This window comes from Limimaricola sp. AA108-03 (assembly GCF_050847355.1).
Taxonomy (GTDB): domain Bacteria; phylum Pseudomonadota; class Alphaproteobacteria; order Rhodobacterales; family Rhodobacteraceae; genus Limimaricola.
Map to the genome: position 1 here is coordinate 1,407,130 of NZ_CP193755.1, position 18,025 is coordinate 1,425,154.

Sequence of the window (18,025 nt, forward strand, 5' to 3'; positions counted from 1 at the left end):
AAGGAGGTAAGAGATGGAAGATTTCGAGGACAGGAAGAACGAATTAGAAAGCGACACGCTCGAACCCGAGTCCACGACCGCGTCACAGCCGGAGACTAGCAATGGCGGCAAGGGCCATGCGACGCATGACGCGAGGATCGCGGAGCTGACCGATCGCTGGAAGCGCGCGATGGCCGAAGCCGAGAACGCCCGCAAGCGTGCTGAGGGCGCCCGCATCGAGGGCCGGGACCATGGCATCGCTCTGGCCATCGAGGCACTGGCGCCCGGCTTCGACGCGCTGGCGCTCGGTATCGAGGCGGCCCGGTCGGGACCGGATGCGAAAGACAAACGCGTCGCCCAGCACCTGGAGGGGCTAGAGCGGATCCGGAGTTGCTTCGACACCGCGATGAAGGCGCTCGACGTGCGGATAATCGCGCCCGATGACGCCGCCTTCGACCCGGCCCATCACGAGGCGATCGACACGCAGGTCAGGGAGGGCGTCGAGGGGGGTAGGGTGCTCGTGCTGCACCGCCCGGGCTATGCCATCGGCCGGCGGCTGATACGCCCCGCCCGGGTGACTGTCAGCGCCGCGCCGGAGCCGCGGGAGGGCTGAGCCATGCTGCGGCTGGCGCTGTTCTTCGGCACGAACCTCGCGGTGCTTGTCGTGCTGTCCCTGGCGTTTCGGGTGCTGGGAATCGAGGGGCTGCTCGCGGCGAACGGCGTCGATCTCGACCTGACGGCGCTGCTGATATTCGCCGCGGTAATCGGCTTCGGCGGCTCGCTCGTTTCGCTGGTCCTGTCGAAGCCGATGGCCAAGGCCGCGATGCGCGTGCGGGTGATCGAGACCCCGCGCAACGGGGCGGAGCGCTGGCTGCTTCAGACCGTGCGGGATCAGGCGCGACGGGCCGGGATCGGCATGCCCGAGGTCGGTATCTTCGATCATCCGTCGCCCAATGCCTTTGCAACCGGCTGGCGACGCGACGAGGCGCTGATCGCGGTGAGCACCGGCCTGCTCGCGAACATGCGGCGGGAGGAGGTCGAGGCGGTGCTCGGCCACGAGATTGCCCATGCCGCGAATGGCGACATGGTGACGCTGGCGCTGATCCAGGGCGTGGTGAACACTTTCGTGGTGTTCCTGTCGCGGCTGGCGGGGTTCCTGGTCGACCGGCTGCTGCTTCGGGTCGAGCGCGGCCATGGGCCGGGCTACTGGATCGTCTCGCTGGTGACCGAGATGGTACTGGGAGTGCTGGCGACGGCGATCGTCATGTGGTTCTCGCGCTGGCGCGAGTTCCGGGCAGATGCCGGTGGGGCCGCGCTGGCCGGGCGCCACAACATGATCGCCGCGCTGGAGCGGCTTCGGGGCCTGCGGCATGCCCCGCCCATGCCCGACGAAATGCGGGCCATGGCCTTCGACGCAGGTCGGGTGCAGGCGCTATTCGCCAGCCATCCGCCGCTTGAGGCCCGGATCGCGGCGCTGCGCGCGCCCGACCGGCAGGTCGCCGCCCGCCCGGGAGGGGGAAGACCGCTACGGTTTTTGTGAAGTGTTCGGCCGGTACGGGCCGTTCGGAGTGATGAAGGATGACACACGATCCCTATGAGATCCTTGGCGTCAAACGTGACGCCTCGCAGGCCGAGATCAAGAAGGCCTACCGCAGGCTCGCGAAGAAGCTGCACCCGGACCTGTCGCAGGGTGACGCGAGCACGCAGGCGGAGTTCCAGCGCGTCGGCGCGGCCTACGACATCCTCGGTGATCCGGAGAAGCGGCGCCGCTTCGACGCGGGCGAGATCGACGCGAACGGGCAGGAGCGGGCGCGCCCGGACCCTCGCTGGAGCTATGCCGGCGCCGCGACGGGGGGAACCGGCCCGGACGACGCCTCCTTCGGCGCCTTCGAAGACGTCTCCGACATCTTCGCCGATCTGTTCGGCGGGCGGGTCACGCGTGGCCGCCGTTCGGCGCCCTTTGGCGTACCGGGTGCGGATCTTCGCTACAACATAGAGGTCGATTTCCTCGATGCGGCCCGTGGTGCGACGCGAGACGTTACCATGCCGGACGGCCGCGCGATCGAACTGCGGATACCTGCCGGACTGCGCGACGGTCAGGTGCTCCGCTTGAAGGGGAAGGGCGCTCCCGGCCTGCATGGTGGCCCCTCGGGCGATGCCTATGTGGAAGCGCGAATCCGCCCGCATCCGCTGTTTTCTCGCAATGGCGACGACATCGAGATCGAACTGCCCATCAGCTTCGACGAGGCGGTACTTGGGGACCGGATCGAGGTGCCGACGATCTGGGGGCCGGTCGCGATGAAGCTGCCTGAAGGTGCTTCTTCGGGTCAGCGGGTCCGTCTCAAGGGCAAGGGCATCCGCCGAGCGAAGCGGCCGGCAGGCGACCAGTATGTCCGGCTATCGATCCGATTGCCGAAGCATGTGGATGCCCAGATGAAGGCCCTGGCGAAACGGTGGAAAGAGCATGTCCGACACGACCCGCGAGACGGCATGAAACAGCATTGACAGGTGAAGGCCCTGAAAGACTCAAACTATTGACTGTTCGCCGCCTGCACAGAGATGGCTGTTCGAGAACAGTATGCGGTTCATCAACCTTGTGCCGACGCTCGATCCTGCCTTGCTCTGAGGGTGCCGGGGAGCGCCGCAGCCGCACTGGTCAACTGCGGAGCTCTTTCCACGCTCGGAAAGGCCTAATGCTGCTAGAGGCTTTTCAAATAAGCAGCGATGGCCTCGAGATCTTCTCCCGTCAAATGACTTGTGCCATGCTCGATCACATCGATCATCTTGCCGCCGGATACGTCGCCATCCGGTGTCAGCCCGAGCTGGAGGTAGAACACAAGGTCGTTGAGGCTCCAATCGCGTATCGTGGATCGGCTGCCTGCAATGGCTGGGGCGCCAGATGAGAACGAGCTCTTGCCCGCGCCCTCTAATGCATTGGCGCTGATCCCGCCGATGAGATTCCTTGCAGTATGGCACTCGCCGCAGTGGCCAGGGCCGTTCACGAGATATGCGCCACGGTTCCAGATTGCTGACTCCGCGTCATTGGGAACGAACGGTTCGGGAGTGTGATAAAGGCTTTTCCAGACCCCCACGAGTTGTCGGTTCGAGAAGGGCCAAATTAATTCGTGCGGCCGGTTCGGCCTGGCCACCGGCTCGACCGTATCCAGGTAGGCCTTGAGATCGACGATATCTTCGGTCTTGACGCGCCCGTAGCTGGTATAGGGGAAGCTGGGAAAATAATGTTCGCCATCCGGAGTCACACCTGCGGTCATGGCAATGTAGAAATCCTCGAGCGACATCGCACCGATGCCGTGTTCCGTATCCGGCGTAATGTTGGGGGCGTAGAATGTCCCGAACGGTGTTTCCAGCCCGGCACCGCCGGCCAGAAAAATTCCATCGTTGTCGATATCGGTATGGCAGACGACGCAGCCACCCATTCGCAACACGTATTCCCCGCGCTCTGCATCGGCGGAGTAGGCGCTCAGATCAACGTTCTTTGCTGTTTGTCCCAAGCCCGGAAGAATGAAGGCGTAGCCGAATGCCGCGGCAGCGGCGCTTATGCCGAATAGCCAGATAATAGGCTTGGTCATTTTTGACGTTCGGATAACTAACATCGGACGGGTTCGCCTATCTCGGTTGCTTGTAGCTTTCTTCCTTTGGTTTGCGGAAGGGCTGGTGGCAGGATCCGCAGGATTTGCCGAGGCTTTGCATCGCCATCGCGATATCGCGCATGTCGCCCTCTTCGGCCGCTTTGGCAAGCGCCGCGCTGGCTTTGGACATCTCCGCATTCAATTCGACGAACTCGTCCATCCTGCTCCAGATCTCGGGCTGCACGTCCGTCAATCCGTCGCTCACCTGTTCTTCGAATGCGGCGGGAACGAGTTCCGCCGCATTCTCGATGAGCTCCGCGTGTTCCGCTATGTGCTCGGTCAGCGGCAGACGCCCCTTCACGATGGCCGCGACCGCAGCCATATGGCCGCCGATCGCCCGCATCAGGTGCTGACGATACTCGATGACGCTGTCGCTATTCGCACTGGCGTGGCTGCCTGGCATGGCGATCAATGCGCTTAGGGTCACCGCAGCAAGAAATCGACGCAGCATAAGGACATCTCACTTGTGCTGAATTTCGGAAACGTCGTGGCAGGTGCCGCAGGCCGAGGTGTAAGGGATCGGCATCGCGTTGCCCGGCAATTCGCCTTGAACGCCGACGGTCGTCGTGCGCGGGACGTCGAACACGTGGGAGTTGATATCCCCCTGCAAGTAGGCGTTTATCTCTTCGGTGAGTGCGTCGTAGTAGGGTGGCGCGCTGACCATGCGTCCGAAGCGTCCCGAGTCGCCTCCATGGATGGCCGTTCCGGGCATGTGGCAGTCGACGCAGCGCGTTCCTGCTGCGCCCTTCATCTCGCTGCCGAGCTGGTGCTGCATATGCGCGTTGATATCGACGGCATGACAGTTCTGGCAGAGCGGCGACGACGCGTCGTCCGGATCGCCGACGAGTGAGCGCCGAAAGCCGGTGCCGCCATGCATGTCGTGACAGTCGCTGCATCCGACCATACGCCGGTCGTTCCTGTACATGCCCGATTTCATGTAATCCGCGTATTGCTGGTGCGGATTGCGGGAGTGGATGTCGTCGACCCAGATGTGACGGCCGGGGATGGGGCCGCGCGTCACGCTGTACTCGGTGATCATGGTGTGGCGGCTCAGCCCCGGCGGCATCATCTCGCCGTCCTCGTTGATCGGCTGGGTATAGCCGAGGGTGGGGCCGCCCGGCCCCTGCCGGCGGTCGTGACAGCGGCCGCAGACCGCCGTTTCCCGTTCGACGGACAGGTAGGCGGGATTGACCATGTGGGACGGGAAGTTTTCTCCTAGCCCGGCGAACGCCGCATGCTCGGAGCCGGGGCCATGGCAGGTCTCGCATCCGACATTGACCTCGTCCATCTCGGGATCATCGTCGATGTTGAACGCGCCGTTCGGATCGTTGACCCCGCGCACAAGCGCCTGACCCGTCTCCTCGTCCATGTACCGTTCGTACCCAGTGACATGGCAGGCGGCGCACATCGCTTGGATCGTGTTCTCGTTCACTGCGGGCGCCGTGATCCGGTCGTCGGGGGTCCCGTATTCGCCGTCCTCGCCCTTGCTCCACCAATAGTTGAACTTGTAGTCCCGCCAGACGCGCCGATTATGGGTGAGCCGACGATCGTCTCCGTTCGGGTGGAACTGCAGCAGCGTATATATGCCCTGCCGATCCCCCAACGATTCCGGGACCGAGACCATGTATCTCTGACGCAGGACCGCGCCCCCATAGACCATCTCGATCTTCAGATGGGCCGGGCTGGCAGGATCGGATTCGTTCAGGCGGTTCTCGACCGAGATATAGTATTCGCCGTCCTCCGCGCTCTTCCAGAAATAGATGTCCGCGTAGATCTTCTCGATCTCCACCCTTTCATCATCGGCGAGGCGGATCTTGAACTTCACGTTGCCGCGGGCCTCCGGGTTGTAGTCGCCGATCTCGAGACGGGTGCCGCCCTCATACGATTCAGCCTCGATCCACGAATCGAGCGCCTCGAAGAAGTCCGGGAACTGCGAAAAATCCTGGTGCGGTCCCGGATTGCCGGGGCGGGACCATGCGAGCTTGTGTCCTGTCTGCTTCCAGGCCGCCTGCTCCTCGTGACATTCCAGGCATTGGGTACTGCCGATGTACTCGGCATGGGGCGGCGGGCGGCTCGATAGCTGAATCCTCTTTTCATGCCCGCGAAGCTCCTGCGCATCATAGGAAGCGCGGCTCTTGTCGCCGCCGGGCAGGTGCTCGACGTCGCCGTCGGCGATTGCGACATAGACGAAGAACCGGCCATCCGGGATGTCGAATATCCGGAAATGTCCCTGCTGGTCTGTTTTCCCGCTAGGGAGCTGGTCGCGATGCCTCGCAATCGCATCTTCCAGGGGTTCGTCATACGCATCGGCCGCATATGGTTCATCGAACACCGCCGAGGCTGTTATCGGCGTCATGTCAATCATAGTGGTCGGCACGAGGTATACCGTAGCATCCGTGACCGGGAGGTCTCGCGAACTCACGACCCGTCCCAAAAGATCGTCCGTCGCTATAGGGTCAGTGAAACTCGGAAAAACCGGTTTGCCGTCCTGTGCAGTCGCAATTCCAGTGCTCGAGAGATATACGAGAACTGCGATCAGTAGATTGGAAACGCAAACCATCAGGCGAAAATTCAACCCCATCCTTCGCTCCACCATAGGTCGGGGTTCGGGCGGCTTTGGCTATAAGCCGCCACAATATCATCATTGGATTCCCGACAATTGATTTTATTAAGGCAATGTGCGAGCGCTCGAGCGGCAAGGGGCCGATTTGCAGCGCTACCTACATCTAAAGTATCCTCCCATTTCTTTTCATCTATTTGTCTTCCGTAGTTTGACAAACGGGGAGTGCCAGCGGCGAACCCCAATGTTGGTCGTGTATGAAATATGCTTGCAGTCAATGGCGGATGAACTAACGACAGACTGTCGTCGCGTGGCCCTTGCTGTTTAGTTTGCTGTATCTACGGGTGTTTCTGAAATACAGAGGGCCATGCCTTCAGGATCGTGAAACAAGGTCAGAAGTCAACGATGCTGTCGATGCTCGATGGGTGATATGACCCATCATTCATGCAGGGCATTAGTGACCACCTTCGATTTTGTAACGGTTCGAGGGGTTTCCTCTTGGAATGCCGCCATTGAAATGACCTAACAGTCGAGATGGATTATGCCGTCGTGGGAAGGTTGAGGCGACGAGTGGGAAGCCCGAAAAGCACGAGGGAATGGTGCTGAATCTGCGGCAGATCGAGGTGCTGCATGAGCAAAGTATGGAGCTATTCAGTCTCTGGTGCTGAAAGCCAACCACGGCCACGGCCACGAGCCGCGCCCAGCCCGGTGGGGCTTCGTCTTCTCTAGGCAGCCGAATGGTCGTCTCCGGCTGCAGAGGCGCGGACCTCTTGGCATGGTCGACGCAGCCAGCAGTGCGAAAAGTCGTCAATCTATGCCGAGATTGGCCATCACCCCGCGACCTGCCCGTCTGAGCAGTTCAAGTAGATATCTAAAGACATCAAGGGGGGGTAGTGGCGGAGAGACAGGGATTCGAACCCTGGGAACCCTTGCAGGCTCAACGGTTTTCGAGACCGCCCCGTTCGACCACTCCGGCACCTCTCCGCGGTCTGAGGGGCGTTTAGCCAGTGGGGCGGGCGGGTGCAAGGCCCAATCGTCCAGAATGTCGCGAGAAACTGCCCGCCGTCGCGTCAGCGGCGCGGCGGCTGTTGGAATGGGGCGGCGGAGCGCATATCAACGGTGCATGCATCCGGGAGAGCCAGCCATGCGGAACATCGCCCGCTCCATCGCCATCTTCACCCTTGGGGCATTGCCTGCTTTCGCGCCGCTGCCTGCAATGGCCGTGCCGGGCCAGGGGATCGACCGGCTGGTCGATGCGCTTGCCCTCGACGAGATCGTCGCGGTGATGCGTGAGGAGGGGCTGACTTATGGCACCGAGCTCGGGCGCGAACTTTTCCCCGAGGGCACTGGCGCCTGGGGCCGGGAGGTGGCACGCATCTACGATGCCGACGCGATGCGCGATGCATTGGCGGAGGGGCTCGAAGCGGGGCTCGTTGGAGCGCAGCTGCCCCCCGTGCTCGAATTCTTCGAAACCGGGCCGGGCGCCCGTTTCGCCCGCCTCGAGGCCTCGGCGCGCCGTGCCATGCTGGCGCCCGATGTCGAGGCGGGGGCCGAGGAGGTTGCCGCCCTGGCGATGCGCGACGAAACCCCGCGCTTCGTCTTGGTCGATGCCTTCGTCGAGGCCAACGACCTGATCGAGGCCAACGTCGCCGGCGCGCTCAATGCCAATCTCGCGTTCTCCCGCGCTCTGCTCGACGGCGGCGCCTTCGGCGGTGCGGTGAGCGAGGCGGAAATTCTCGGCGATGTCTGGGCGCAGGAGCCGCAGATCCGGCAAGACACCACCGAGTGGCTCTATGCCTTCCTCATGCTCGCCTACGCCCCCGCCACGGAGACGGAGATGCAGGAATATGTCGCGTTCTCCAAAAGCCCCGCGGGACGGGACCTGAACCGGGCGCTCTTCGCCGCCTATGACGAGATGCTCACCGAGATTTCGCGCGATCTGGGCGCCAGCGCCGCCCGGCTGATGGCCGGGCAGGAGATCTGATCAGCCGCCCCAGAGCAGCAGGGAGGTGACGAGCGCCCCGGGATTGCTCTCGTAAAGCGCAAGATCGCCCGACAGCTGGAGCCGCCGCGCCGGACGGTCGCCGATGGGCACGCCTGCCGCATCGAAGGCGCGCTCGAGCGATGGGCCGCCGCCCGCCTCGATATCCGACAGCAGCGCCGGGAACCCGCCCTTCACCGCGATCTCCACCGCGCCACGCCGGGCGTTGTCCTGCGCCGAGACCGGCATGATCGTGGAACGCAGGCCGGGCAGCGCGCCGGGTGCGCAGGCGGGCAGGGCGACGAGCATTATGAGAAAGAGCGGGCGCATGGCGGTCCTTTCGCGGGGGTTGACTTGGGATACCGCCTCGCCGATAAGCCCGCATCCCGGCAAGACCCCTTGTTGCGGGATGCGCGGTCATCCGCAAGGTGGACCGCGAATTTCAACGATCGCCCCGATTGGGGCGCGCTGTCCGACGGTGGGGCCATGAGCCCTTGAACGCCCCGCATGGGGGACCCAAGTGACGCGGGATATGAAGGAACGACACATGTTTGCGGTTCTCAAGACCGGCGGCAAGCAGTACAAAGTGGCCTCGGGCGATGTGCTCCGGGTCGAAAAGCTGGCCGCGGAGGCGGGTGACACCGTCCAGTTCAACGACATTCTGATGATCGGCGATGCGATCGGCGCGCCCTTCGTCGCGGGTGCCGGCGTGCAGGCCGAGGTGATCGACCAGATCAAGGGCGAGAAGGTTATCCACTTCGTGCGCCGTCGCCGGAAGCACTCCTCCAAGCGCACCAAGGGCCACCGTCAGCAGCTGACGCTGATCCGCGTCACCGACCTGCTGGCCGAAGGCGCCGACAAGTCGGGCGTCAAGGCCGCGATCGGCGCCGGTTCCGCGCCGCGTTCGGCTGAGGCCGCCCCTGCCGCGAAGGCCCCGAAGGCCGCCGCGTCGGGTGACGACCTCAAGAAGCTGTCGGGTGTCGGTCCGGCGCTCGAGAAGAAGCTGAACGCAGCTGGCATCACCAGCTTCGCCCAGATCGCCGGCTGGTCGGACGCGGACATCGCCCGCTATGACGAAGAGCTCGGCCTCAAGGGCAAGATCGAGAAAGAGGGCTGGGTTGCCCAGTCCCAAGACCTCAAGGCCTAAGGAGAGAGACACATGGCACATAAAAAAGCAGGCGGCTCCTCCCGCAACGGGCGCGACAGCGCCGGACGCCGCCTCGGCGTCAAGAAGTTCGGCGGCGAGACCGTGATCCCGGGCAACATCATCATGCGCCAGCGCGGCACGAAGATGTGGCCGGGCGCCGGTGTCGGCATGGGCCGCGACCACACCATCTTCGCGACCGAAGAGGGCCGCGTGACCTTCCACAAGGGTCTCAAGGGCCGCACCTTCATCTCGGTGCTCCCGGTTGCAGAGGCCGCGGAGTAACCGCCGGCCCTTCAGCTGAAGACCAAAGCGCGGGGGATCGGTGACAAGCCGATCCCCCGTTCGCATTGTGGACACAAGATTCGCCTATGAGGCGGAGAACGACCCGGCGCAGAACCGGGCGCAGAGCAGCAGGGAAGCGGAGGAGGCGACCCATGAGAAGCAACGACATCAAGGTGAGCGACGGCCAGCCAGTGATCACGGCGGAGCGTTTCGTGCTGCGGCCGCTGCGTCGCTCCGACGAGGGCTTGATCGCGCATTACGCCGCCGATCCCCGTGTTGCGCGTGGCACCCGCCGGATTCCGCACCCGCTGCCGCCGGGCACCGTGACGCAGCTGATCGAACGCGCGCAGCGGCCTGACCGCACCGAGGATGTCTGGGTCATCGATGGCTCCGAGAACGCTCTGGCCGAGGTGCTTGGCCTCGTGACGCTGACCCGCATGGATCGCGACCAATCCGAGGTACATTACTGGGTCGCGCCCGCTTTCTGGAACACCGGCTTCGCCTCCGAGGCGCTACGCGCGTTGATCGCCGCCAACCCGCATGGCTCGGCGCAGATCTTCGCCGAAGTGTTTCAGGACAACGCCGTCTCGGCGCGGGTCCTGACCAATTGCGGCTTCGAATATCTGGGCGACGCGGAAGCCTATTCCGTGGCCCGCGGCGCGACCGCGCCGACCTGGACCTATGCATTGAAGATCGAGTGATGACCCAAGAAATGAAGACTGAACGCCTCCGGCTCCGGCCGGTGCGCATGGAAGACGTCGAGGCGATCCACACCACGCTCCAGGATATCGAGATCGCGCGCTGGCTCAGCCGCGTGCCCTATCCCTATGGCCGTGCCGATGCCGAGTGGTTCGCGGGCGAGGTCGAGGCCGGTCGCATCCCGGCCTATGCCGTGATCGACGCCGAGGGCTTTGCCGGAGTGATCGCGATCGATCCGACGCTGGGCTACTGGTTCGCGCGCGACCGTTGGGGCCGGGGCTACGCGACTGAGGCCGGGCGCGCGCTGCTGGCGATGCATTTCGAGACCACCTCCGCCGAGGCGGTCGAGGCGGGCTATTACGACGACAATGCGGGGTCCGGCCGGGTGCTGGCCAAGCTGGGCTTCGAGCGGGTGGGCCCGCAGATGCTGCCCTCGATGGTGCTCGGCCACGACGTGCCGGGGCAGCGGACGCGGTTGACGCGTGCTCGCTGGGAGGCGCTGGTCGCGGCGGAGCGCCGCGCCGCGGCGTGATACGTGCGGGCGGCCACCGGATGGTGGCCGCCCGCACGCGCCCTTGAGAAGGGCGGCTTGATCGGCTACCTCAAGCGCCTATCCGCAAGAGGCGCCGACCCATGAAATTTCTCGATCTCGCAAAGGTCACCATCCGTTCAGGCTCGGGCGGCAATGGCTGTGTCTCGTTTCGCCGCGAGAAATTCATCGAATATGGCGGCCCCAACGGGGGCGATGGCGGCAATGGCGGTGATGTCATCGCCGAGGCCGTCGACGGGCTCAACACGCTGATCGACTTTCGCTATCAGCAGCACTTCTTCGCCCAGAACGGTCGCGCGGGCCAAGGCAGCCAGAAGACCGGTGCCGACGGCGATGACATCATCCTGCGCGTACCGGTCGGTACCGAGATCATCGACGAGGACGAGGAGACGGTGATCGCCGACCTCACCGAGGTCGGCCAGCGCGTGGTGCTGGCGCGCGGCGGCAATGGCGGATGGGGCAACCTGCACTTCAAATCGGCGACGAACCAGAGCCCGCGCCGCGCCAATCCCGGCCAGTCGGGGGTCGAGCGGATGATCTGGCTCCGGCTCAAGCTGATTGCCGATGCCGGTCTTCTCGGCCTGCCGAATGCCGGCAAATCGACTTTCCTTGCCGCCACCTCCAACGCGCGTCCCAAGATCGCGGATTATCCCTTCACCACGCTGGCGCCCAATCTCGGCGTCGTGGGCGTCGACAATGTCGAATTCGTCGTGGCCGACATTCCCGGCCTGATCGAGGGCGCCTCCGAAGGGCGGGGCTTGGGCGACATGTTCCTGGGCCATGTCGAGCGTTGCGCGGTGCTTCTCCATCTCGTCGACGGGACCTCTGGAGATCCGATGGTCGATTATCGTACCATCATCGGTGAACTCGAAGCCTATGGTGGGGGTTTGGCTGAAAAGCCGAGGATCACCGTCCTGAACAAGATCGACGCGCTGGATGAAGAAGAGCGGGCCTTCTTGGCCGATGAACTCGCCGCCGAAAGCGGCGGGGACGTGATGCTCATGTCCGGTGCCACCGGTGAAGGCGTGACCGAGGTTCTGCGCGCGCTACGTGCTCGCATCGATGCGGACCGCCTGCGCCAAAAGGAAATACCGGAAGAGGAAGACAAGACATGGCAACCCTGACGGACGCCAAGCGGCTGGTCGTAAAGATCGGTTCGGCCCTGCTGGTGGACCGGGAGACCGGACAGCTCAAATCCGACTGGCTGCGCAGCTTGGCCGAAGACGTGGCGATGCTGCGCGACAACGGCACCGAGGTCACGCTGGTGTCCTCGGGCTCGATCGCGCTAGGCCGTCGGGTTCTGCACCTGCCCGAAGGCGAACTGCCGGTCGAGCAAAGCCAGGCCGCCGCCGCCGTCGGCTCGATCCGTCTGGCCCGTGCTTACGAGGATGTCTTTACTCCTCATGGCAAGATCACTGCGCAAGTGCTTGTCACTCTTGACGATTCCACGAACCGACGCCGCTATCTCAACAGCCGGGCGACGCTGGATACGCTGCTGAGCCTCGGCGCGATCCCGATCGTGAACGAGAACGATACCATCGCCACCGATGAGATCCGCTATGGCGACAACGACCGTCTGGCAGCGCAAGTCGCGGTGACCGTGGGGGCCGACCAGTTGATCCTGCTGTCGGATGTCGACGGCTTCTACAACGGCAATCCCCATGTCGATCCGAACGCGAAGCGGTTCGAAGAGGTGGAAGAGATCACCCCCGAGATCCAGGCAATGGCAGGTCTCGGTGTCTCCGGCCTTTCCAAGGGTGGCATGATCACCAAGCTGCTCGCCGCCAAGGTTGCTTCCGAGGCGGGCTGCGACATGGCGATCACTCTAGGTTCGCCTCTGAACCCCTTGAAGCAGCTGATGAATGGCTGCAATTCAACCTGGTTCAAAGCGCAGACCGACCCGCATTCGGCGCGCAAGAACTGGATCTCCGCGATGAAGCCCAAGGGCGAGATCCGCGTCGATGCCGGTGCCGCCAAGGCGCTTGCCGAAGGCAATTCGCTGCTGCCGGCCGGCGTCACCGGTGTCTCGGGCCGTTTCGGTCGCGGCGATCCGGTCGCGATCACCGGGCCGGACGGCATTCGCGTGGGCTTCGGCCTGACGCGATACACCGCCGAGGAGACACGCAAGCTGCGCGGTCATCAGAGCGACGAGATCGAGAAGGTGCTCGGCTACAAGGGCCGCGCTTCGCTCGTGCATCGCGACGACATGGTCGTCTGAGGCCGTTCGCTTCGCCAAAACCGAAATCAGCTTCCGAAAGGAGCCCCGCATGACCGATCACACCGACATTCCCGCCCTGATGAAGGATATCGGCGAGCGTGCCCGCGCTGCCGCCGCCGAACTGGCCTTCGCCAAGCCCGAGGCCAAGAAAGCCGCGCTCGAGGCCGCCGCCGAGGAAGTGCTGCGGCGCCGCGACGAGATCAAGGCCGCCAACGCCAAGGACCAGGACTTCGCGACCGAGAAGGGCATCAGCCCCGCGATGATGGACCGCCTCAAGCTCGATGACGACCGGATCCAGTCGATCGTCGACGGGCTGCGCGCCATCGCCGCCCAGGACGATCCGGTGGGCGCGGTGCTGACCGAGTGGGACATGCCGTCCGGCCTCAACATCCGCCGCGTGCGCACGCCGCTTGGCGTGGTCGGCGTGATCTATGAAAGCCGCCCCAACGTGACCGCCGATGCCGGTGCGCTCTGCCTGAAATCCGGCAACGCGGTGATCCTGCGCGGTGGCTCCGAAGGACTCAATTCCTCCTCGATCCTGACCGAATGCCTGAAGACCGGGCTGGAGAAGGCCGGCCTGCCGACAGACGCGATCCAGCTGGTGCCGACGCGCGATCGCGCCGCCGTGTCCGAAATGCTCAAGGCCACGGATTACATCGACGTCATCGTTCCGCGCGGTGGCAAGGGATTGGTCGGCCTCGTGCAGCGCGAGGCCCGCGTGCCTGTTTTCGCCCATCTCGAAGGCATCGTGCACATCTATGTCGACAAGGCGGCCGACCCCAAGAAGGCGCTCGAGGTCGTGCTCAATGCCAAGACGCGCCGGACCGGCATTTGCGGTGCGGCCGAATGCCTGCTGGTGCACGAGGATCTGAAGGACGGCCTCGGCCGCGAGATCGTCGCCGCGCTGGTCAAGGCGGGCGTCAACGTCCATGCCGCGCCGGAATTCCAATCGGTAGAAGGCACCACTCCCGCCACCAACGAAGATTGGGGGCGCGAGTATCTCGACATGGATATCGCCGCCAAGACGGTGCGCGATGTAGACGGGGCGATCGAGCACATCCGTGCCTACAGCTCGAACCACACCGACGGCATCCTGACCGAGGACAAGGCTGCGGCCGAGCGCTTCTTCGAGCGGGTCGACAGTGCGATCCTCGTGCATAACGCTTCGACCCAATTCGCCGATGGGGGCGAGTTCGGCATGGGGGCCGAGATCGGTATCGCCACCGGCAAGATGCATGCGCGCGGTCCCGTCGGGGCCGAGCAGCTGACCAGCTTCAAATACCTCGTGGTCGGCGACGGCGCGGTCCGGAGCTGATCAGAGCCGGATCTCGATGCCGTGCTCGCCCGTCTCGATCGAGACCGGGCGGGCGCGCTCGCGCAGTTCCGCTGCGGCGACGGCGAACTGCGCTTCGGCCGCACGGGCATCCGGGGCGATCATCCCGCAACGCAAACGGTCCCAGGCTTCGACGGCGATCTTTATGCGCGGGCCATGCCCCTGGAGGCGCAGCGCTTCCGGCTCCCCCGACACGGTGATCCGGCCGCCCTGCGGCAATGCCGTCTCGATGCAGGCCGTCAGCAGCAGGACCAGCTTCAACGTGGCGCGTGGCATGTCTTCGGCCACGTCCCAGTCATATCGCAGCCGACCACCGCGCGAGACCGCGTCGAGCATCGACAGGATCTCGGGTCGACCCACGACATGGGTGGGAGAACTGGCACCGAAGGCGAGGCGGAAGAACCGGATTCGCGCCATCGCGTTCTCCACGCTTTCCGATATCAGCGAAAGTTCCGGCCCGGGCGGCGCGGTCATCGCCAGCAGTTCGACCCCATTGCTGATCGCGCCCAGCGGGCTGATAAGGTCGTGGCAAATGCGCGAGGCGATCAGCGCGCCGAGATCCGGCTCGTCGGTCATGACTTCTCCCCCAAGTAGCAGGAGGCTGCGATGGCCGATCTGAACTCCATCATCACGCCCGGCATGATCGTGCGCCATCCCAACCGCCCGGAATGGGGAGAGGGACAGGTGCAGTCGAACATCGGCGGGCGCATCACCGTGAATTTCCGAGAGGAGGGCAAGGTGGTGCTCGATGGGTCAAAGGTTGCCCTCATACTGGTATCGGCGAGCGACTGAATTCAACCTAGAGTAGATGATACTGTAAATTGGTCAACCTAGGTAGTCTTGGCGATCGTTTTGTTGCCAAGCTCTCCCGTCACGCCTAGAACCCGCCTGCAACCCCCGTCCGGAGACCGACCGCATGGCGACCGAGCCGAGCCCGATCCGACGCCGATGATCGCTTCCTCCCCTATTTTATCGGTCCGGCTCGCCCGCGATGCGGCCGAGCGTGCCGAAGCCGAGCGCCTCCGCTACGAGGTGTTCGTGCGCGAGCTGGGCGGTGACGGTGACATGGTCGATCATGCCGCCGGTCGGGAACGCGACCGTTTCGATGCGGTGGCCGAGCAGCTCCTGCTGATCGACGAGGCCCGGCCCGAGGGCGCGCGTATCGTCGGCCTGTACCGGCTCCTCGACGATGCGGGGGCGGCTCGCATGGGGCAGTTCTACACCGAGGACGAGTTCGATCTCGATCCACTCAAGGCCTCGGGGCGACGGCTACTTGAGCTGGGGCGCTCCTGCCTGCATCGCGATTATCGTGGTGGTACGGCGATGTTCCGGCTCTGGCAGGGGCTGGCGGCCCATATCGAGGCGCGCGGCATCGAGATCCTGTTCGGTACGGCCTCTTTTCGCGGCGCGGACCCCGTGATGCATGCCGGGCCGCTGTCGCTGCTTGGATGCGATCACCTCGCGGCGCCGGAACTACGGGTCACGAGCCGTCAACCGGAGCATGTGGAGATGCCCGCCCTGGCGGAGCTCGACCGGGCTGCCGCGATGCGGGCGATGCCGCCACTGATCAAGGCCTATCTCAGGCTGGGCGGCCGGGTCGGGCAGGGGGTCTATGCCGACCGGGCCTTCAACACCACGGATGTCTGCATGATTCTCGACATGGACACGGCGCATGCCGGTCAACGGGCGCGCTACGGGGTGCGCGGATGAACGACACGCCCCAGCGCCTGACCTGGCACGGCGCCGATCCGACGCCATGGGACGGACCCGACCTGCGGGGTTGGCTTCGGGTAGCATGGCGCGGGCCATTGCTGGTCCTGACCATGCTCGGCGCGCTGATCGTCCTGCTGGCCCTGCGCCCGTTCGAGCGGCGGATCTGGGGGCTGGAGCGCCCGCTCACCTCGCGCATCACCCGCGCCGCCTGCCGCGCGGGCCTTGCGATCCTTGGGCCGCGCCTGCGTGTCAGAGGCGAACCGATGGCCGGGCACGGTGCGATGGTCGCCAATCATTCCTCGTGGCTCGACATCTTCGCGCTCAACGCCCGGGCCTCGGTCTATTTCGTGTCCAAGGCCGAGGTCGCCGACTGGCCCGGTATCGGCTGGCTGGCGCGGGCGACGGGCACGGTGTTCATCCGTCGCGACCGGCGCGAGGCCACGGCGCAGGTGCGGCTGCTGCGCGAACGCCTGGCGCATGGCCATAGGCTGGTGTTCTTCCCGGAGGGCACCTCGACCGATGGGCGAAGGGTGCTGCCGTTCAAGCCGACGCTCTTCGCGGCCTTCCTGTCGCCGGACCAGCCGGATCTGGAGATCCAGCCGGTGAGCCTCGTCTACCGCGCGCCGGAGACGGCGGAAGTGCGCTTCTATGGCTGGTGGGGCGACATGGATTTCGGGCCGCACATGCTGCGGATGCTGTCGACGCGGCGGCACGGGGTGATCGAGGTGGTCTACCACCCGGCGTTGCGCGTGGCCGATCACCCGGATCGCAAGGCGCTGGCGCGGACCCTGGAGGGGCAGGTGCGCGCCGGGCTCGATGCCGCCGGCGCGCTGAGCCTATCTCAGCCGGCCATCGCCGAGGCGTAGCGGCGCAGCGCTTCGGCCGCGTCCTCCTCGCGCCAGATCTCCTCGCCGATGCCGAAGAAATCGGCATGCGGCGCGAGGCGGCGCACAAGTTCGGGGTCGAGCGCCCCTTCGGCCACCACCGGTACCTCGATCATCATCGACCACCATTCGAACAGCTCGGCCTCGGCCTGCGGCGTGGTGCCGAGATCGGTCGCACCGGCCGGGCCGAACGAGATGTAGTCGGCGCCAAGCTCGCCCGCCGTCATCCCGTCATGGCGGGAATTGCCGCAAAAGGCGCCGACGATCGCGTCCTCGCCAAGCTCCTTGCGGGTGGCGCGCACCGAGCGGGCGCCATCGGTCAGGTGCACCCCGTCGAGCCCGAGCCGGGTCACGAGCCGGGCATGGCTGTCGATCACCAGGGCGACGTCGCGGGCGATCGTGACCTCGCGCAGCGCGTCGGCGGCGCGGGAGATCCGGTCCTCGTCGCGCGTCGCGAGCCCGAGCCGCACGCAGGCGACGGGCGTCGCGTCGAGGCAGGCGGCGAGCCGGTCGGGAAACTCCGACAGTTCGAATTCGGGCGGGGTGACGAGATAGATCTGCGGCGCGTCGTCTTGGTCGCTCATGTGGGCCTCCTGCACTTCGAGGCCGCCCTATATCCGGCTTCGCGACGCTTGGCTACTTCGCAGGCAGATCCTCGGCATGCGCCAGAGCCAGGGCCAGCAGCGTGCCGCGCGCCTCTTCGTCGGCCATGGCCTCGTCGCTGGCCGAAACCATGCCGCCCATGGGTTTGCCGGTGAATTCCATCGGCCCGGTGCCGGGTATTTCCATGGCTTCGGCCTGGCGGTCCTTGCCCACCCGGAACATGGCGCCCTGCGAGGTCACCCCGCACAGCATGTTGCCGAACAGCATGAAGGCCAGCCCGCCGAACATCTCCCGCTCCGATATACCGGGCCGCCCGTCGAGGTCGTCGCGCAGCAGCGCCGCCAGTCCTTGGTCATACGCCATGGGTCCACTCCTTGTCTCGGCCGTCCCCCGAGGCTACACCGCGCGGCATCCCTCGCACAGACC

The 18,025-nt window shown here is 65.0% G+C and carries 21 protein-coding genes and 1 tRNA gene; 14 read left to right on the plus strand and 8 right to left on the minus strand.

What is annotated here, in order from left to right; translation table 11 throughout:
- Nucleotides 1-13 precede the first annotated feature (13 nt).
- Genes ACRAQ3_RS06900 through ACRAQ3_RS06910 form a run of 3 tightly spaced genes read left to right on the plus strand, consistent with a single transcriptional unit; the run spans nucleotide 14 to nucleotide 2,484 of the window.
- Nucleotides 14-592, plus strand: coding sequence for a nucleotide exchange factor GrpE (locus tag ACRAQ3_RS06900; RefSeq protein WP_432256134.1), 579 nt, complete (start codon nucleotides 14-16; stop codon nucleotides 590-592).
- Nucleotides 593-595: 3 nt separating this feature from the next.
- On the plus strand, nucleotides 596-1,519 hold the full coding sequence (gene htpX / locus ACRAQ3_RS06905) for a protease HtpX (RefSeq protein ID WP_269396223.1): 924 nt from the start codon (nucleotides 596-598) through the stop codon (nucleotides 1,517-1,519).
- A 38-nt stretch (nucleotides 1,520-1,557) separates the two neighbouring features.
- A complete protein-coding gene (locus ACRAQ3_RS06910; RefSeq protein ID WP_432256135.1) occupies nucleotides 1,558-2,484 on the plus strand; it encodes a DnaJ C-terminal domain-containing protein in 927 nt (308 codons plus the stop codon).
- Nucleotides 2,485-2,678: 194 nt separating this feature from the next.
- Here the strand turns inward: ACRAQ3_RS06910 and ACRAQ3_RS06915 are convergent, their stop codons facing one another.
- The 4 genes from ACRAQ3_RS06915 to ACRAQ3_RS06930 all read right to left on the minus strand — a co-directional run bounded on the left by ACRAQ3_RS06915 (nucleotide 2,679) and on the right by ACRAQ3_RS06930 (nucleotide 7,173).
- A complete protein-coding gene (locus ACRAQ3_RS06915; RefSeq protein ID WP_432256136.1) occupies nucleotides 2,679-3,569 on the minus strand; it encodes a c-type cytochrome in 891 nt (296 codons plus the stop codon).
- Nucleotides 3,570-3,606: 37 nt separating this feature from the next.
- On the minus strand, nucleotides 3,607-4,080 hold the full coding sequence (locus ACRAQ3_RS06920) for a c-type cytochrome (RefSeq protein WP_432256137.1): 474 nt from the start codon (nucleotides 4,078-4,080) through the stop codon (nucleotides 3,607-3,609).
- A gap of 9 nt (nucleotides 4,081-4,089) precedes the next feature.
- The gene (locus tag ACRAQ3_RS06925) at nucleotides 4,090-5,994 is read right to left on the minus strand and encodes a cytochrome c3 family protein (RefSeq protein WP_432256138.1); all 1,905 of its coding nucleotides are present in this window, start codon (nucleotides 5,992-5,994) and stop codon (nucleotides 4,090-4,092) included.
- A gap of 1,089 nt (nucleotides 5,995-7,083) precedes the next feature.
- Nucleotides 7,084-7,173: transfer RNA gene (locus ACRAQ3_RS06930), tRNA-Ser, on the minus strand.
- A 160-nt stretch (nucleotides 7,174-7,333) separates the two neighbouring features.
- Between ACRAQ3_RS06930 and ACRAQ3_RS06935 the strand changes: the two genes are divergently transcribed.
- On the plus strand, nucleotides 7,334-8,173 hold the full coding sequence (locus ACRAQ3_RS06935) for a DUF2059 domain-containing protein (RefSeq protein WP_432256139.1): 840 nt from the start codon (nucleotides 7,334-7,336) through the stop codon (nucleotides 8,171-8,173).
- Here the strand turns inward: ACRAQ3_RS06935 and ACRAQ3_RS06940 are convergent, their stop codons facing one another.
- Complete coding sequence (locus ACRAQ3_RS06940) at nucleotides 8,174-8,500, minus strand: hypothetical protein (protein WP_432256140.1); 327 nt, start codon at nucleotides 8,498-8,500, stop codon at nucleotides 8,174-8,176.
- A 217-nt stretch (nucleotides 8,501-8,717) separates the two neighbouring features.
- Here ACRAQ3_RS06940 and ACRAQ3_RS06945 point away from each other — a divergent pair, with 217 nt between their 5' ends.
- From ACRAQ3_RS06945 to ACRAQ3_RS06975, 7 genes are all read left to right on the plus strand, one after another.
- The gene (locus ACRAQ3_RS06945) at nucleotides 8,718-9,317 is read left to right on the plus strand and encodes a 50S ribosomal protein L21 (RefSeq protein ID WP_269396239.1); all 600 of its coding nucleotides are present in this window, start codon (nucleotides 8,718-8,720) and stop codon (nucleotides 9,315-9,317) included.
- Between the two features lie 12 nt (nucleotides 9,318-9,329).
- Nucleotides 9,330-9,599 carry a 50S ribosomal protein L27 gene (rpmA, locus tag ACRAQ3_RS06950; RefSeq protein ID WP_085896700.1) on the plus strand — a complete coding sequence of 90 codons (270 nt, stop codon included), beginning with the start codon at nucleotides 9,330-9,332 and terminating at the stop codon, nucleotides 9,597-9,599.
- Between the two features lie 152 nt (nucleotides 9,600-9,751).
- Nucleotides 9,752-10,300 (plus strand): GNAT family N-acetyltransferase, encoded by a 549-nt coding sequence (locus ACRAQ3_RS06955; protein WP_085896699.1) that lies wholly within the window; start codon nucleotides 9,752-9,754, stop codon nucleotides 10,298-10,300.
- Between the two features lie 11 nt (nucleotides 10,301-10,311).
- Complete coding sequence (locus ACRAQ3_RS06960) at nucleotides 10,312-10,830, plus strand: GNAT family N-acetyltransferase (RefSeq protein ID WP_432256141.1); 519 nt, start codon at nucleotides 10,312-10,314, stop codon at nucleotides 10,828-10,830.
- Nucleotides 10,831-10,931: 101 nt separating this feature from the next.
- A complete protein-coding gene (gene obgE / locus ACRAQ3_RS06965; RefSeq protein ID WP_269396241.1) occupies nucleotides 10,932-11,972 on the plus strand; it encodes a GTPase ObgE in 1,041 nt (346 codons plus the stop codon).
- On the plus strand, nucleotides 11,960-13,066 hold the full coding sequence (gene proB / locus ACRAQ3_RS06970) for a glutamate 5-kinase (protein ID WP_085896696.1): 1,107 nt from the start codon (nucleotides 11,960-11,962) through the stop codon (nucleotides 13,064-13,066). The genes obgE and proB overlap by 13 nt, the downstream gene beginning before the upstream one ends.
- 49 nt (nucleotides 13,067-13,115) lie before the next feature.
- On the plus strand, nucleotides 13,116-14,381 hold the full coding sequence (locus tag ACRAQ3_RS06975) for a glutamate-5-semialdehyde dehydrogenase (RefSeq protein ID WP_432256142.1): 1,266 nt from the start codon (nucleotides 13,116-13,118) through the stop codon (nucleotides 14,379-14,381).
- Here ACRAQ3_RS06975 and ACRAQ3_RS06980 read toward each other — a convergent pair whose 3' ends face one another.
- Nucleotides 14,382-14,975 (minus strand): histidine phosphotransferase family protein, encoded by a 594-nt coding sequence (locus ACRAQ3_RS06980; RefSeq protein ID WP_432256143.1) that lies wholly within the window; start codon nucleotides 14,973-14,975, stop codon nucleotides 14,382-14,384.
- Between the two features lie 30 nt (nucleotides 14,976-15,005).
- On the opposite strand from ACRAQ3_RS06980, the gene ACRAQ3_RS06985 reads away from it, so the two are divergent.
- The 3 genes from ACRAQ3_RS06985 to ACRAQ3_RS06995 all read left to right on the plus strand — a co-directional run bounded on the left by ACRAQ3_RS06985 (nucleotide 15,006) and on the right by ACRAQ3_RS06995 (nucleotide 16,978).
- Nucleotides 15,006-15,191, plus strand: coding sequence for a DUF3553 domain-containing protein (locus tag ACRAQ3_RS06985; RefSeq protein WP_085896693.1), 186 nt, complete (start codon nucleotides 15,006-15,008; stop codon nucleotides 15,189-15,191).
- A gap of 156 nt (nucleotides 15,192-15,347) precedes the next feature.
- Nucleotides 15,348-16,109 (plus strand): GNAT family N-acetyltransferase, encoded by a 762-nt coding sequence (locus ACRAQ3_RS06990; protein ID WP_432256144.1) that lies wholly within the window; start codon nucleotides 15,348-15,350, stop codon nucleotides 16,107-16,109.
- Nucleotides 16,106-16,978 carry a lysophospholipid acyltransferase family protein gene (locus tag ACRAQ3_RS06995; protein ID WP_432256145.1) on the plus strand — a complete coding sequence of 291 codons (873 nt, stop codon included), beginning with the start codon at nucleotides 16,106-16,108 and terminating at the stop codon, nucleotides 16,976-16,978. Before ACRAQ3_RS06990 ends, ACRAQ3_RS06995 begins: the two co-directional genes overlap by 4 nt.
- Here ACRAQ3_RS06995 and ACRAQ3_RS07000 read toward each other — a convergent pair.
- Both ACRAQ3_RS07000 and ACRAQ3_RS07005 read right to left on the minus strand, forming a co-directional pair.
- A complete protein-coding gene (locus tag ACRAQ3_RS07000; RefSeq protein WP_269396247.1) occupies nucleotides 16,954-17,580 on the minus strand; it encodes a thiamine phosphate synthase in 627 nt (208 codons plus the stop codon). The genes ACRAQ3_RS06995 and ACRAQ3_RS07000 overlap by 25 nt on opposite strands.
- Before the next feature lie 52 nt (nucleotides 17,581-17,632).
- Nucleotides 17,633-17,962, minus strand: coding sequence for a TfoX/Sxy family protein (locus ACRAQ3_RS07005; protein ID WP_432256146.1), 330 nt, complete (start codon nucleotides 17,960-17,962; stop codon nucleotides 17,633-17,635).
- Between the last annotated feature and the right edge of the window lie 63 nt (nucleotides 17,963-18,025).

Coding starts and splice junctions, on each gene's coding strand:
- ACRAQ3_RS06900 (WP_432256134.1), top strand. CDS start 14: ATGGAAGATTTCGAGGACAGGAAGAACGAATTAGAAAGCGACACGCTC.
- htpX (WP_269396223.1), top strand. CDS start 596: ATGCTGCGGCTGGCGCTGTTCTTCGGCACGAACCTCGCGGTGCTTGTC.
- ACRAQ3_RS06910 (WP_432256135.1), top strand. CDS start 1,558: ATGACACACGATCCCTATGAGATCCTTGGCGTCAAACGTGACGCCTCG.
- ACRAQ3_RS06915 (WP_432256136.1), bottom strand. CDS start 3,569: ATGACCAAGCCTATTATCTGGCTATTCGGCATAAGCGCCGCTGCCGCG.
- ACRAQ3_RS06920 (WP_432256137.1), bottom strand. CDS start 4,080: ATGCTGCGTCGATTTCTTGCTGCGGTGACCCTAAGCGCATTGATCGCC.
- ACRAQ3_RS06925 (WP_432256138.1), bottom strand. CDS start 5,994: ATGATTGACATGACGCCGATAACAGCCTCGGCGGTGTTCGATGAACCA.
- ACRAQ3_RS06935 (WP_432256139.1), top strand. CDS start 7,334: ATGCGGAACATCGCCCGCTCCATCGCCATCTTCACCCTTGGGGCATTG.
- ACRAQ3_RS06940 (WP_432256140.1), bottom strand. CDS start 8,500: ATGCGCCCGCTCTTTCTCATAATGCTCGTCGCCCTGCCCGCCTGCGCA.
- ACRAQ3_RS06945 (WP_269396239.1), top strand. CDS start 8,718: ATGTTTGCGGTTCTCAAGACCGGCGGCAAGCAGTACAAAGTGGCCTCG.
- rpmA (WP_085896700.1), top strand. CDS start 9,330: ATGGCACATAAAAAAGCAGGCGGCTCCTCCCGCAACGGGCGCGACAGC.
- ACRAQ3_RS06955 (WP_085896699.1), top strand. CDS start 9,752: ATGAGAAGCAACGACATCAAGGTGAGCGACGGCCAGCCAGTGATCACG.
- ACRAQ3_RS06960 (WP_432256141.1), top strand. CDS start 10,312: ATGAAGACTGAACGCCTCCGGCTCCGGCCGGTGCGCATGGAAGACGTC.
- obgE (WP_269396241.1), top strand. CDS start 10,932: ATGAAATTTCTCGATCTCGCAAAGGTCACCATCCGTTCAGGCTCGGGC.
- proB (WP_085896696.1), top strand. CDS start 11,960: ATGGCAACCCTGACGGACGCCAAGCGGCTGGTCGTAAAGATCGGTTCG.
- ACRAQ3_RS06975 (WP_432256142.1), top strand. CDS start 13,116: ATGACCGATCACACCGACATTCCCGCCCTGATGAAGGATATCGGCGAG.
- ACRAQ3_RS06980 (WP_432256143.1), bottom strand. CDS start 14,975: ATGACCGACGAGCCGGATCTCGGCGCGCTGATCGCCTCGCGCATTTGC.
- ACRAQ3_RS06985 (WP_085896693.1), top strand. CDS start 15,006: ATGGCCGATCTGAACTCCATCATCACGCCCGGCATGATCGTGCGCCAT.
- ACRAQ3_RS06990 (WP_432256144.1), top strand. CDS start 15,348: ATGATCGCTTCCTCCCCTATTTTATCGGTCCGGCTCGCCCGCGATGCG.
- ACRAQ3_RS06995 (WP_432256145.1), top strand. CDS start 16,106: ATGAACGACACGCCCCAGCGCCTGACCTGGCACGGCGCCGATCCGACG.
- ACRAQ3_RS07000 (WP_269396247.1), bottom strand. CDS start 17,580: ATGAGCGACCAAGACGACGCGCCGCAGATCTATCTCGTCACCCCGCCC.
- ACRAQ3_RS07005 (WP_432256146.1), bottom strand. CDS start 17,962: ATGGCGTATGACCAAGGACTGGCGGCGCTGCTGCGCGACGACCTCGAC.